This is a genomic window from Sphingomonas melonis (assembly GCF_013409985.1).
Lineage (GTDB): Bacteria > Pseudomonadota > Alphaproteobacteria > Sphingomonadales > Sphingomonadaceae > Sphingomonas > Sphingomonas melonis_A.
Window position 1 is genome coordinate 666,234 of record NZ_JACCBY010000001.1, and the last position, 12,965, is coordinate 679,198.

A 12,965-nucleotide genomic window follows, 5' to 3' on the forward strand; every position below is an offset into this window, starting at 1 on the left:
GTTAGCCGCAAGCTGCTGCCCCTCAACACCTGACCCCTCGGAGACATCGATGGACACTACCGCCCGTCTGGACCTGTCGGTCTGGCGCAATGATGACGTATGCGAAGTCCCGCTTCGCATACGCGGGCTCGACGCCAGCGTCATCGACATGCTGATGGAGGTGCGGCTCATCGAGGACACACCCGGCGCACCGCTGATGAGCCTGGGCAAGGTCGTCAACGGCAACGCTGAAGGACTGCGCGTGGCGGGGGTCAGCTATGATGGGGGCGTGACGGTCAGCGACGTCCGCATGCGGTTCAACAAGTCCAGCCGTCAGGCGCTGCCGTATGCGGGCGAGATGGGTGACTCCACCACCTTGCGATACGCCTTGTCGATTGCCGGCAAGACCCGGCTCGTGGGCGCGTTCACCGTCCTCGCTCACGCTATTGGCAGCGATAATGCTCCAGTCAGCCGTTCCATGGCTTGTGGCGCGGCAGCAGCCGGTGGCGGGACGTCGGGAGGAGCGACGCTTACCATCGCCGCGGACAGCGTCGCAGAGATCACGATCGATGGCGCCGACATCGTGGCGACGATCGCCAACGATGCGCAGCTTGCTGCGGGGCAAGCTGCGCAAAGCATGGCACTGGCGAACAGCGAAGCCAACCGGTCGCAGGCTGCGGCCGACGTGTCCGGTGCAGCTGCCACCAAGTTCTTCGACACGAAGGCAGCGCTTGTCGCGGCAAACCTCCCGAACGGCACGGTCGCCCGTGTCTGGATCGATGAGAGCAACAAGGGCCGCTACACCGAGTACCGCATCGAGGCGGGCGCGCCAGTGCTGAAGCTCGACATTCCGCGCAGCAGCGACGCGTCGACGTTCGGAAGCCAGGGTTTCCTCGCTGCATCGTTCCGCGGCGACAACGACCTGGCATTCCTCGACCTCTTCTACACCTCCGACGGCAAGAACATGTACCGTCTCAATGGCGGAGCGATCTACTCGCCTGGCGAGATGCGCGACCCGTCGATCATCCTCAACGACGACGGCAAATGGCACCTTGCTGCAACCTTCGGGTACAACTCGACCAAGATCATCCGCGCAGTCGCGCCGTCGCCTGCGGGTCCGTGGAGCGCGCTGCCGAGCATCGAGTGCGGCGCGGTTGCTTGGGCACCCAGCTGGTTCCGCCACCCCGTCACTGGCGTCCTCTATCTTGAAGTCGCACTCGCCGACTACGCGCAGGACACTGCGCCGCGTCACATGGCTTTCGTCGAATTCACCAATGCTGAGTTAAGCGCGTCGAAAGCGCCGGTCTCGTTCGGCATCACCGGTAACTACATCGATGCTCAGACGGCCTTCGATGGGGCGACGGGGAAATACAGCTTCTTCGTCAAGAAGGAGGATGCGGGCGCGAAGTATATCGAGCGCTTCACAAGCATGTCCTATCCCGACCCTGGCGGTTGGACGAACGCGAACAGCGGCGACTATCTGGGGCTGAAGGCGGCTGCCGCAGCGCTGGGCGGAGACAGTGTCGAGGGTCCGACGCATGGTTGGCTCAATGGCCTGTTCTACCTGATGGTCGATGCCAACTCGATCAGCCGGGTCTTCATGACGACGGCGCCGTCACCGGACGGCCCATTCTCTGCTCCGCAACTCGTGGATACCCATGGCGCGACCATGCGCCACTTCTTCTTGGTTCCACTGTCCGACGCGAACCATCGGGCTGCCGCTGTCGAGAGTGTGGCCATGCTCTCGACGCAGCGGATTGCCGAACTGGCTCCCGCAGCGCGCGCTGCGGTGCCCCTGGACGCCGCGCTGATGAACGGCTGGACGAAGGACGTGCAGTTCGCCGTCGATCGTAACGCCCCAGCTGGATACGTGAAGCTCGTCGGAGAAGTTAGCCGAGCCACCGCCCCCGCAACAGACGCTGAACGGACGATCGCGCAGCTGCCTCCCGCCTTCGCCAATGCCACCTATGAGCGGTTTCACTGCGTCAGCGTAGGCGACGCCGCAGGCGCTGACCTGCTGATCTACAAGGGGTTCCTGATCTGGGAACGCGGCGCCTTCAAGCGGATAAACCTCGGGGCGGTCATGTACATTCTGGATGGCGCCGTCACGGGTTTGAACGGCGGTTAATCGTCTCGGCCGGAGATCCTTTTCAGATCAATCCGGTCGCGGCCGCCAAGCTTAACCACACCGGGGTGAGCACCACCGCCAGTGTCGCAAAGTGCGAGACACGCGAATGACGCGACCCCGAGGCTTTCGAGAGGTGGCTCTGCATTCTCATGCTCCTGAACGACAGCCGCCCAAACCGTAACTCCCAAGAAGGGTTCCTTGATGAGCAACAGCAGCTTCGCGGCTCAGTCGGTCGCGCGCGGCCCAATGACGGTCGCGCCACCGTCGTTTGACGGACATGGGTGGCTTGTCGTCCTCAACCTCGCGGGCTTCACAGCGGGGTTCGGCATTTCGCTGATGCTCGCCCTCAAGATGGCGCGCGACATCTGGCGGCACCGAGACGAGGACAAGCTCTGGCACCCGGTGACCGTCTGGCGGGGGTTCGGCGGAGCCGTCGCCCTTGCCATGGCGATCCGGTTTGGTCCGGCCGCCATGGTGCTGTGGGGCTGGGACCCGCAGCAAGCGCATGCGACCGGCTGGCTCCTCACCTTCCAGCGTTTCACAGATCCGATTGCCTTTACGCTCGGCCTGCTCGCCCTTGGCCTATTCGAGATTTCCGGCCGCACCATGGCGGAGCACCTCAAGAGGGAGCCGCTCCCGACGCGCCTCTGGGCGTCCCGGCACCAGCTGAAGCGCCCGAGCTGCATCTTCCTCCTCAGCCTGATCGCGGCGATAGGCGTGGTTTCCACGCGATGATGTGGCGGTCGATCGCGACGGTCGGCGCCGTCCTCCCCGCGGCCGCGGCTGCTCTCGCAAAGGACAAGGCTGCTACCGTGACCGAGTCCATTCCCGTCGTCTGGCACTTCGTCGGCTACCCGTTCGAGGCGGGCAGCATGATCGCGGGCCTGTGCGCCTGCCTCGCTGTGCGGTTCTACGTCAGCCAGGAGGCCCGGAAGGATCACCGCTGGAACGTCGACCTTCCGGTGTCGGTGCTCACCCTGCTGTTCACCGCCGGCATGATCATCCGGCTGCGGCCCGAGCCGTTCTGGGCATTGGTCTACGGGACCGGGCTCGGATCGGCCGGCGTGCTGATCATCAGCGCGTGCCTCGCGTGGGTGAAGCGCGGGAGCGACCTGTTCCAGCCGCCCAAGGCGCCACCGAGCAAGCCGGAGGCGTAGCGCGCCCCGCCCTGCCGACTGGGGGGAGGACAGAGCGGAGCACGCGGCACCAGGGGAGATGCCACCGTAGCGGGAGTACGGTCGCGCTCTTCTGCGCTTCGCGTGCGCCGCGGTCCAACCGGCATCCCGACTATCTGTGAGAGGATTATCCGATGACGACGGCACCTGCGCCGGCGATCGCGGCGCCGCGCGCGCTGGCGCGCCCGAAGGCTTTCTTCGACCGCGTTCGGCCCCAATTCGCGAATGGCACGATCAGCGCGGCGCAGTTGGCTGGCATCCAGTGCAAGCTCAACGCATTCGGCGCGGCTGGCTGCCCGATCGCATATGTCGCCTACGGGTTGGCGACGTCATTCTGGGAGACGGCGCAGACGATGCTCCCGGTCCGCGAGATGGGCCGCGGCAAGGGCAGGCCATACGGCGTGCCCGGCAGGCACGGAGGCCAGATCCCTTACGGTCGCGGCGACGTCCAGCTGTCCTGGGCGGACAATTACGATAAGGCAGACGTGGAGCTCGGCCTCAAAGGCGCGCTGATCGGCAATTACGACCTCGCCCTCGACCCCGCCATCTCGGCGCGGATCATGGTCGAGGGGATGCTTGAGGGCTGGTTCACCGGCAAGCGCCTGGCCAGCTACCTGCCCCCGTCGGGGCCCGCCACGCCCGCGCAGTTCACCGCGGCGCGCCGGATCATCAACGGGACCGACCGCGCCGCCCAGATCTCGGCGATCGCCGCGGTTTTCCAGGACGGGCTTTCGCTGGGCGGATGGGGGCCTGTTCTTCCTCCCGCGCCGCGCGCCTGAAGCGCCGCCACAGCGCCACCATCCATTTCGCCAGCCGTACCATGCCGCCCTTCTACCCCGGGGCGGCGCGCTGCCGGCTGAACCATCCCGTCACCACAGGTTCACGCAAGGAGGCACCCCGTGTCCATCAAGTCGTTCTTCAAGAAGCTCTTCCGATCGCCCGCCGCCCAGGAGGTGGTCGAGATCATGCTCACCGAGACGCTGGAGGCCGTCGCCCTCCTCATGACGCTGCCGATCGCCAAGACGGTCCGCGACAACATCCTGACCATCTCCAACGACAGCCTGTCCGGTCAGCAAAAACTCGACGTCGTGCTCGGCCGCACCATCCCCGCGCTCATCGCACTGATGAAGGGGAAGGGGCTGGAGACTGCGGCCGGCGACATCGAGGACATCGCGCGCGGACTCGTCCAAGCGATCTATAACGACGTGGCCTCAGCGCGCGCCGGCACAGTTGCCCGGAAGATCCTCACGCTCTTCGGCGTCCGGTGAGCGGCACCGGCCGGGTCGTCCATATCGGCGCCGGCACCGTCCCCAACACCAACCGGGCGGCGCGGCGCGTGCTGGTCGACCGCCCGAGCGGTGAGCGCCTCCTGTTCTACGTCCTAGGCACCAGCGCTTATGTAAGCTTTGCGAATGGCGACCGAAAACTTCGGGAGACCCGTCTGCCTTGGCTCACCCGCTGCGAAGCCGGCGCCCCGCTGCTGTGCCGGTACGGAACGCGCCAGATGCGAAGAGCTATCTAGCCACTTCTTTGCGGGTAAAAGTGCAGCTTGCGAGACTCAGATATACGATTACTACGGACGAATGAATCAGCCGATTTCTGCCGCTTGTGACATGGTCCGGCTTCGCGCCCTCCTCGTCGAGGCCTTGGCCGAAGCTGATAAATGCGATGTTCCGGCAGCGGCGTATATTGCAGCCGCCCTCGACCGCCTCGATGATGTCATTTCTACTGCATCAATCTAGCAGTCGCTGTGCGTTGAACATCGCTTCAAGAACCCTTACCACTGCATTGAAGCCTTGGTCTGTAAGAGCTACCGCTTCATTGTTTTTTTCGATAAGTCCTTCGTGAAGCAACGCAATCAACCAGCGATCAACTAGGCGCGGGCTCATCCCGTCATGTCTGCCAAGATCGGCTGCGCCAGGATACAGAGCGTTTTCTTCCGCGATGAACAGCTCCAACAAAAGGTTCATCGGCGTCGGCGGTGAAAAGCCCGCTGGCAAGTGTGACGATACGACACGGGACGCTGCAAGCATTTTTTCGGCCAACTTGAGCGTAGTGGTTGTGCTCACGACGCGCACTTTCCCGTCGGGAACCGATAGTATCCGCGGCAACGTCGACCTCCCCTTAGAAGCCATGGCTAATCTATTTTAGCGAGGATTTGCAAGGACTTGCGGTTTTTGAGCAAGCGCATAGCGCACTGGGATATCGAGAGGGCAACGCCTGGTTGACGAGCTCGCGTCCGCAACGTCGACTTCGATATGCCAATGTTGAAAAAGGAGCCCACCCGCACAGGGGGCTGATGGGCGGGCTCCAAGGTTGCATGTCCGATGAGGGTTCTGACCCGTCGAGCATGGCGCGGTGTGCGCCCGATTCGGCACGCCGTCGCGCACATGGGCTATTGATCTAGGCCTGTTGCAGTGCCTGCCGAGCGGCAACGGCAAGCTCGCGGAACGCGGCCTGCCACGTCGCGCCTGCCTCACTCCAGGGGATCGGACCTTCGAGGTTCCCGATCCGGCTATCCCAAAGCTTCTCCGCGAGGTGCTCGTTGACGGCGTTGATGTCGTTGCTGGTGCATAGGCGGCAGCGGGGCATGGTGAATCGCTTGCGTTGTTGTTCCTGTTACGTTCCATAGCCGAATGCGTCGCCAGCAGCGAATCACGGTCGAGCTATCGGTGCAGATCCTGCGCGCGGCGATGGCGTCGGGTGACCGGATTGATCCTGCCGCGGCACCGGTCCGCCTCGCGCTGCGATGCCTCTGGCCGCACTGCCCCGAGCGCTGGCCGCTGGTCCAGTTCTGGGAGGGCGGACAAGGTACGCACGATATCGGCCGGGCGCAGTCCATGACGGCTTCGTTCCACGGGATCATCCGTCAGCTGCGTCGGTCGGGTGCTTGGTCCGACACTACGGACTAGTTCTCGTCGTACCCGCGAAATACCCAGCCGAGGAGTAATACGGAAAGCACGAACGCCGCGGCAAACGCGAGAAAGACTCTAAGCTCTACATGCACGCGGACGCGCTAGCCGCCATATAGCCCAGCCGCAAATCATCGGCTTAGCTTATGCTCCCGTGCGTGGGCTGATAGCCGACGGGCACGCCGGCCGGGTTAGGCGTGAACCACGCCTGCCCTTGGCGGACGAGAATGGTTTCGTTGCGGACGCCGTTCGCGTCATCAATTTTCGTGACCACGCGCACCCCTTCAGGCGCCGTGTAGATGGGGTGCCACTTCCTCACGGGCCACGCATAGCGGCAGTCCATCGCGCGGAGCATTAACCAAAGATGCTGTCGAGCAATGGCATTCGCCAGCTGCGCCGGTCAGGCGCCTCGTCGGAAGAGACGCAGACATAACAAAGGGGGCCGAAGCCCCCTTTGCGAGCACCGGAGTGCTCCATTTGACCTGGCGGACGATGAGAGGGGTACGTCAGGCCAACGGTATTAGTTGCTGTCGCTGTCGTCGTCGTCAGCAACGATGACGATGCCGGCGACGACCGCCGCGGCGGCAACGAGAGCGATAATGATGCCACCACCGGCAAGCTCGCTCTTCTTCGCCGAAGCCGAACCAGCGCGAACGGACTTGGCGACCGACAGGCTGGCTGCCGGGTTGACCGGAGCGGCGGCGACAGGCGCCGCAACGAGCGCGGTGGCGGCAACGGCGGCGAGGTACTTCCGAACCATGATCATTCTCCCGGCTATCTATTACGGCAATTGTGCATTGCAGCATCAATCGTAAAGAAATGGTTACCGGGGTCAACCCGCTGATCTTTTGAAGGAATTATCCGTTTGCCGGGAGGATCAGCTGCCTAGACGGATGAACGCCCTAGTGCGTCGGCATCCACGGATCGCGCGCGCCTAGCTCCCGCTCGTCGATCATCAGCAGCTGGGCCAGGCAGAGCCGATCGTCTTCATGCAGCATCTCCGGGCTGCCGTGTTCGACGTATTGCCGTAGGTAGCCCGCGTGACGGCTGAGCATCGCAGACAATTCGGCGAGGCAAATCCCGCGCTCGTTGGCACGGCGGCCGAGATTGGCGCGCGCCTCCTCTGGCGTAGTTGGTTCAATCATCGCTTAGGCGCGCTCATATACGCAGGTTCCGGTGTCGCAGCTCGGCGCGAAGGGCGTCAACTCCGTAGTTGCTGGCTTCCCTTGAGGCGCGCGCATAGGCCGCGATTAAACGGTCGTCTGGCCAGGCACCTTGCAGGCCCTCGACCTTCTGCTTGAATACCGCGATGACACTGGAGGTGGATTGTTGATCGTTAATCCCGGTCACACCGACGCCACCATGCTCTAGTTCATGAATGCGGGCACGCAAGCCGGCGAGGCGTGCGAGATCGTGATGGGACTCGTCGGTCATATTCAAACGTTACGCGGCCTCTCGCGATTCGCGCAAGACGCGCTCAGCGCAGCGACGATCAGCGCCGCGCCGAAAGCAAGGAAGGTCAGGGACAGGCTGCTCATCTGTGCGCCCTAACCCTATGCACCTCCCGATGTAAGGCGCCAACGCGGTCGCAGGAATCGCCGCTTCTGTAACTCGACGCGCCGCTGGCTCGGCCCCGATCTACTGTCAAGCGAAGTGGTCGTGGCCGATTACTTCGCCTGTCTGTCTAACCTGGCAGCGACCTGCTGCCAGCCAGATCGAGACCGGCATTCGACCCGCCTCGATGCTTTGTTCGCTAAGCATATCTTTGGATCGCGGAGCGCAGGGGGGCTGGTCCTCCAGCCCTGCTCGCCAAATAGAGACATTGGCGCCGGCGCTCCAAACCGCGAGGGGGTCCATTGCGCTTCCGCGGCAGCAGGAGTCAGCAGCAACGCGAGAGCAGGAATCGCGTGATATTTCACAAGCGGGCCTCCGTAGAAACGTCAGAGGCTATGCCTCAACCAAGCAAGGTGCAAGCCCCGGACCCATGAGTTGCAGCGCGCCCTGATGTGCTAGCTAGAAGTCAGCGCGGCGCGATTGCCTCGACCAATGCCGATGAAGGGCGAAATTTGATGCGGGGCCGGGTTGAGGCATCCACCGGCTCACGGTTGCGTGGGTTATGCTTGCGCCCCTGGCTAGGCGGCGCGACGGAAAAGGCTGCAAAGCCACGAAGCTCTATTCGTCCGTGCTGAACGAGTTGGTCCGACATAGCTTCGAAGAAAGCGTTCACCAGCGCTTGGCACGTGGCGCCAGACAGATCCGGGTTCGAAGCGGCTATGCGTTCGATAAGTTCGGCTTTGACCATCCGTCTCTATACCTCGGGCTACTATCAAGAGATCATCTCATGATATGCCAGCTGCGTCAGCCATCGCGGCTACATAGCGCCTACCCTTTACCAGCCGTCGGGCGTCCACTAAGCTTGCGGCAAGCCTCGCCCAGCCAGTGGGTCGCTTCATCCTCTGTCATCCGCCAAACCTATGCTGCCGCACGGCGTCTCTTGAGCAGACAAAAAAAGGGCCGCCGAAGCAGCCCGAAGGATTAGGAGAGGATGCCTGAAAGGCACTCTCTGTGTGCGGAGGGCGCTTGTCGCTGGCGAATGCAAAGACGGTTAACGTACTTGCGCGAATTGCAATCGAGCAGCCGGCGGGGCCCTCCATCCCTGATGGGTGAAGCGCTTCGATACGAGTGCAAGGCAGAACGCGTATGATCTCGCTTAGTAGGGACCAGATGGATTCGATGCGCATCCGGAACAATGGCCCGTGGATCGCTTTTATGATCCCGTCACCGGGAGAGCTTCATGATCCGCCGCCACATCGCCGCTTTGTCGGCCAGCGCAATCCTCCTCGCGCCTGTTGCGCCTCTCGCCGCGCAGAAAACAGTTCGCTCAATTTCGGCGACCGACAAGGCGCAGGGTGGCCAGGCGCATCCGCAACTACTCGCGGAATTCGGCGGGGCCTATAAGGGGCCTCAAGCTACCTTCGTAGAACGCGTCGGCAAGCGCGTCGCCGTCCAGTCCGGGCTGTCGAATGCGGGCGGCGACTTCACCGTCACTCTGCTCGACTCGCCGGTAGAGAACGCGTTCGCCATTCCGGGGGGATATATCTACGTCACCCGCCAGCTGCTCGCGCTGATGACATCAGAGGCCGAACTCGCATCGGTGATGGGGCACGAAGTGGGCCATGTCGCCGCTCGCCACGCGGCTTCCCGAAACACGCGTGCGACGATCGGCGGCCTGCTCGCCCGCGGCGTCGGACTTGCCACCGGCAGTGATATCGCCACGCGCGTCGCGGGTGCGGGCGCGCAACTCTACACGCTGAAATACGGCCGTGATCAGGAGTATCAAGCCGATGCGCTTGGCGTCCGCTACATCGCCGCGGCGGGCTATTCTCCCTATGCCTCGGCAGATATCCTCGCCGCCCTGGATGAATCAACCGGGCTGTCGGCGCAGGCGAGCGGCACCGCCCGTTCCGCACCGACCTGGGCGTCGACGCACCCGAACGGAGCCGATCGCGTGCAGCGCGCGGCGGCGCTTGCGAAAGCCACAGGCAAGCCGGAGACCGCGATGGTACAGGACACGGCATTCCTGCGCATGCTTGACGGCCTGCCCTATGGTGATGCCAAGCAGGGCCGCAGGGTTGTCCGGATCGTCACCGTGGGCCCAAGGGACACGATCGACACTCTCAGCCAGCGGATGGCAGTAGCGGATAGCAAGCGCGACCGTTTCCTCGTCATGAACGGCCTACCCGATGACGAGCCGCTGAAGCCCGGAACGCTCGTCAAGCTGGTCGTCGCGGCGTGATCCGAGTCGTGAATCGGTGCCCCGCGATTGCCGGCGGATATTCGAGCCATGGCGGCGAGGTAGTACCCTGCACTTCACGCTGAACGAGCGATTGTGCCGCGGCGCTCATGGCACCTCACGTGCAGGGGTACCAGTGGGGGTATTTAGCTAATGCTTCGTTCCAGAACGTCGCATTCACCTAACAAATTCGCTAAGAGTGGTGGGCGGCGGACCCACCATCGACGCTTTCCGGGGCATCTGCGGCCGCAGCGACCGGCCGGTGCCGGCACCATGCCCTTGGCGGCCTGGTTGTCGCGGCGCCAAGCTGAGCATCGCGCCCTGCCGATAGTCCGCTGCGGCGATCTGCCGCTTCGGAAAGGAGGAGCTCGCCGGCAGCAGCAACGGCCGGCCCGCGAGCTCCAGTGTGCATGCCCGAGCGAGGTTCCGTCTCGGGCATGGCCGAGTGTACGCGGCTAATCCGGCACCGTCGCACACATGGGCTATCAACCTGTTTTGTAAGCAGAATTACTGCTCAGGCGCGCATCGCTGATGCTGCGGTGACGTGGCCGATGGAGCGGCCGAGCTGGCCAGATGGAATCGACGGTACGGACATGGGCGACCCGACCGCCGCAGGAGCAATCCTCGCGACGAGGCTTGCTTGGCACGCCCAGCGGCGGTTTCAAGAGCCTGTTGCGGCATTGCAACACGATGACGGTGGCGTTCGCAGAGCCGGGATATCGATCCCAAAATGGGTGTTTAACCCTTCGACAGGCCGTGTTTCGCCTGCCGCTTACAAGGTGATTGATATGAAGAAGCTGCTTCTCGCAGCGGCCGGTGCCGCATTCCTCATCCCCGCTGCAGCCTCCGCTCAGGACACGACGTCCGACGGTTCGCGCGCGTTCGGGATCGACCCGTATGTCGGCGTGACCGGAGTCTATGAAGGCTTTGAGAGCAATCCCGGCCACGGCATCCCGTTCTCGGCGCCCGGCGATCGTCTGAAGGGCGGTCTCGTCGAGGGCGTCGCGGGTGTGAACGTGCCGCTCGGATCGTTCTTCGTCGGCGTCGAGGGCAATGCCGCCAAGGGGTTCAGCGGTGACATCGATTGGGAATATGGCGTCCATGGCCGCGCCGGCGTGCGCGCTGGTGAGACCGGGCTGCTGTACGGCAAGGTCGGCTATCGGTGGGTGAACTTCGATCGCTACGGCAGCAACAGCCCGGATTTCGGCCGTATTTCCTACGGCGTAGGCGGTGAGTTTGGGCCGAAGGCGGTGGGGCTTGATGGGTTGGTGAAAAAGGAAGGCGTGCGATTCCGCGCCGAGGTGGCGACAACCGGCAATTTCGAGACGGTTCGTCCGTCGCTGGGGATCATCGGTCACTTCTGAGACGTTCCCACACCGTTGCCTCAGGGAGCCCCGGACCATGCGTCCGGGGCTCTTTGCGTTTTAGCTAGAGGCGGCTCCTCGGCCGGGCCGGCCTGACCGCGGCCACCACCACGATGACGCCGACGATGATCGCGGTGTCCGCCACCCAGTCCATGATGTCGCAGTCGCGGTGCAGCGCCGGGATCGACTGGACCAGTTCGATGATCGCGCCGAGGAAGCTCAGCCGCTCGGCGATGCGCAGCAGGTCGGCGCGCGGCCAGCCCGCGCAGGCGAGGATCGTCAGCGTGCCGAACGCGGCCATATGCTGCCATTTGTCGACGACCTCGACGGTGATCGGCGGGCGTGGCGACAGCGCCATGACCAGCGCGAAGACGAGGGCGGCCCAGAAGAGCAGCCGTGCGATCGGCGCGACGCGCGCCCGTCCGGTTCGAAACATGCCTGCGCCCTACGTCCGCCCCGGCGATGCGTCCACCGGCGTTCGGTAAGCCGTTGTGCTGGCTGCGTCGCGCTGGCGACGCCGTGGACACGCTCCCGCGCTAGCGCGCAATCACCGCGGCGATTGCGTCCTGTATGATAAGTGATGCACCGCCGCGGCCCCAACCACGACGATAGTGGCGCTGGCGATAGGCCGCGTAGAGCCGCCGCAGCCGGACGACGACGTTCGGATGGGCGAAAACCGCCTGACGCGCCGCATAAAAGGCCGCCACGCCCGACCAGCGATCCACGGCGGTGTGGAAGGCGGCGGAGTCAATGTCGCCGCGCAGGCGCGCCAGCAGGCGGGCCGTCTCCGCGGCGATGCGCTCCCGCTGCTCGATATAGGTGGGATATTTGCGCACCGCCTTACGCACCCGGCCGACGATCGAGGTTCGGCCACTGCCGAAGACGTTGCCGCCATGCTGGCGATACAGAGCGAGCGGCTCGTCGATATAGCATGCGTTGCCGAACAGCCCGGCAACCAGATAGAACCAGCGGTCGTGCGACATCGGCCGATCATATTCGATCAGGTCGTGCGGCCGCGTCGCCGGATCGATCAGGTGCAGCAATTGGCGGTCGATCGTGCAGGTGAAGCCGAGGAAGACGCCCCATGGTTCGAAGCTCTGCCCGGACAGGATCGCGTGCCGGGAGAGGTTGAACGACCTGCCGATCCGCGTGCCGGCCTCGTCAATCAGATCGACGCGGTGCGAGCAGAGCAGCGATCCGGTCGTGGCCATCGCGTCGAGCGACCGCGCGATCTTCGACGGATGCCAGATGTCGTCCTGATCGCAGAAGGCGATGTAGCGGCTCTCGCACAGGCGGATCGCCTTCATGAAGTTCTCGGAGAAGCGCAGCCGCGCCTCGTTACGATAGAGGCGGACGGGGAAGGGAGCGGTGCGTGCGAATGCTTCGACGATCGCGACGGTGCGGTCGGTCGACAGATCGTCGCAGATGACGAGTTCGGCCGGACGATGCTCCTGCTCAGCCAGTGAGCGGAGTTGCTCGGAAAGGAACCGCTCACCATTGTATGCCGCCATGGCGACAGAGACTTTGCTGGCCTGCATGACGAGTTCCTCCCCTGCTTTTCTTTGACCCTGTACCGGGGAAAGCGGTGGAAGCAATGCCATGCACACGGATAAT

Annotated in this window: 15 protein-coding genes; 8 read left to right on the forward strand and 7 right to left on the reverse strand. The window is 63.9% G+C overall.

The annotated features are described in order from the left end of the window. Positions 1 to 49 precede the first annotated feature (49 nt). The 5 genes from HD841_RS03390 (at position 50) to HD841_RS03410 (ending at position 4,550) form a co-directional block, all read left to right on the forward strand. Complete coding sequence (locus HD841_RS03390) at positions 50 to 2,107, forward strand: hypothetical protein (protein ID WP_179507458.1); 2,058 nt, start codon at positions 50 to 52, stop codon at positions 2,105 to 2,107. 201 nt (positions 2,108 to 2,308) lie between these two features. After that, positions 2,309 to 2,842, forward strand: a complete 534-nt coding sequence (locus tag HD841_RS03395; RefSeq protein WP_179507459.1) for a hypothetical protein — start codon at positions 2,309 to 2,311, stop codon at positions 2,840 to 2,842. Further along, positions 2,839 to 3,264: a hypothetical protein gene (locus HD841_RS03400; RefSeq protein ID WP_179507460.1), complete on the forward strand. Its 426-nt coding sequence runs from the start codon at positions 2,839 to 2,841 to the stop codon at positions 3,262 to 3,264. The genes HD841_RS03395 and HD841_RS03400 overlap by 4 nt, the downstream gene beginning before the upstream one ends. Before the next feature lie 152 nt (positions 3,265 to 3,416). Beyond that, the gene (locus tag HD841_RS03405; protein WP_179507461.1) at positions 3,417 to 4,061 is read left to right on the forward strand and encodes a hypothetical protein; all 645 of its coding nucleotides are present in this window, start codon (positions 3,417 to 3,419) and stop codon (positions 4,059 to 4,061) included. Between the two features lie 120 nt (positions 4,062 to 4,181). Further along, entirely contained in the window at positions 4,182 to 4,550 is a 369-nt protein-coding gene (locus HD841_RS03410) for a hypothetical protein (RefSeq protein WP_179507462.1), read from the forward strand. A gap of 465 nt (positions 4,551 to 5,015) precedes the next feature. Here HD841_RS03410 and HD841_RS03415 read toward each other — a convergent pair whose 3' ends face one another. Continuing rightward, positions 5,016 to 5,351, reverse strand: coding sequence for a hypothetical protein (locus HD841_RS03415; RefSeq protein WP_179507463.1), 336 nt, complete (start codon positions 5,349 to 5,351; stop codon positions 5,016 to 5,018). 567 nt (positions 5,352 to 5,918) lie between these two features. Here HD841_RS03415 and HD841_RS03420 point away from each other — a divergent pair. After that, complete coding sequence (locus HD841_RS03420; protein ID WP_179507464.1) at positions 5,919 to 6,194, forward strand: hypothetical protein; 276 nt, start codon at positions 5,919 to 5,921, stop codon at positions 6,192 to 6,194. A gap of 520 nt (positions 6,195 to 6,714) precedes the next feature. Here HD841_RS03420 and HD841_RS03425 read toward each other — a convergent pair. The 4 genes from HD841_RS03425 to HD841_RS03440 all read right to left on the reverse strand — a co-directional run bounded on the left by HD841_RS03425 (position 6,715) and on the right by HD841_RS03440 (position 8,496). Further along, complete coding sequence (locus HD841_RS03425; protein WP_179507465.1) at positions 6,715 to 6,954, reverse strand: hypothetical protein; 240 nt, start codon at positions 6,952 to 6,954, stop codon at positions 6,715 to 6,717. A gap of 142 nt (positions 6,955 to 7,096) precedes the next feature. Then, positions 7,097 to 7,339 carry a hypothetical protein gene (locus HD841_RS03430; RefSeq protein WP_179507466.1) on the reverse strand — a complete coding sequence of 81 codons (243 nt, stop codon included), beginning with the start codon at positions 7,337 to 7,339 and terminating at the stop codon, positions 7,097 to 7,099. Positions 7,340 to 7,352: 13 nt separating this feature from the next. Next, on the reverse strand, positions 7,353 to 7,628 hold the full coding sequence (locus HD841_RS03435; RefSeq protein ID WP_179507467.1) for a hypothetical protein: 276 nt from the start codon (positions 7,626 to 7,628) through the stop codon (positions 7,353 to 7,355). 586 nt (positions 7,629 to 8,214) lie between these two features. Next, positions 8,215 to 8,496 (reverse strand): HU family DNA-binding protein, encoded by a 282-nt coding sequence (locus tag HD841_RS03440; protein WP_179507468.1) that lies wholly within the window; start codon positions 8,494 to 8,496, stop codon positions 8,215 to 8,217. Between the two features lie 492 nt (positions 8,497 to 8,988). Here HD841_RS03440 and HD841_RS03445 point away from each other — a divergent pair, with 492 nt between their 5' ends. Both HD841_RS03445 and HD841_RS03450 read left to right on the forward strand, forming a co-directional pair. Beyond that, on the forward strand, positions 8,989 to 9,990 hold the full coding sequence (locus HD841_RS03445; RefSeq protein WP_179507469.1) for a M48 family metalloprotease: 1,002 nt from the start codon (positions 8,989 to 8,991) through the stop codon (positions 9,988 to 9,990). A gap of 785 nt (positions 9,991 to 10,775) precedes the next feature. Then, entirely contained in the window at positions 10,776 to 11,351 is a 576-nt protein-coding gene (locus tag HD841_RS03450) for an opacity protein (RefSeq protein ID WP_179507470.1), read from the forward strand. A 64-nt stretch (positions 11,352 to 11,415) separates the two neighbouring features. Here the strand turns inward: HD841_RS03450 and HD841_RS03455 are convergent, their stop codons facing one another. Both HD841_RS03455 and HD841_RS03460 read right to left on the reverse strand, forming a co-directional pair. Continuing rightward, positions 11,416 to 11,787 (reverse strand): hypothetical protein, encoded by a 372-nt coding sequence (locus HD841_RS03455; RefSeq protein WP_179507471.1) that lies wholly within the window; start codon positions 11,785 to 11,787, stop codon positions 11,416 to 11,418. A 100-nt stretch (positions 11,788 to 11,887) separates the two neighbouring features. After that, positions 11,888 to 12,889 carry a glycosyltransferase family 2 protein gene (locus HD841_RS03460; protein ID WP_179507472.1) on the reverse strand — a complete coding sequence of 334 codons (1,002 nt, stop codon included), beginning with the start codon at positions 12,887 to 12,889 and terminating at the stop codon, positions 11,888 to 11,890. Positions 12,890 to 12,965: the final 76 nt, after the last annotated feature.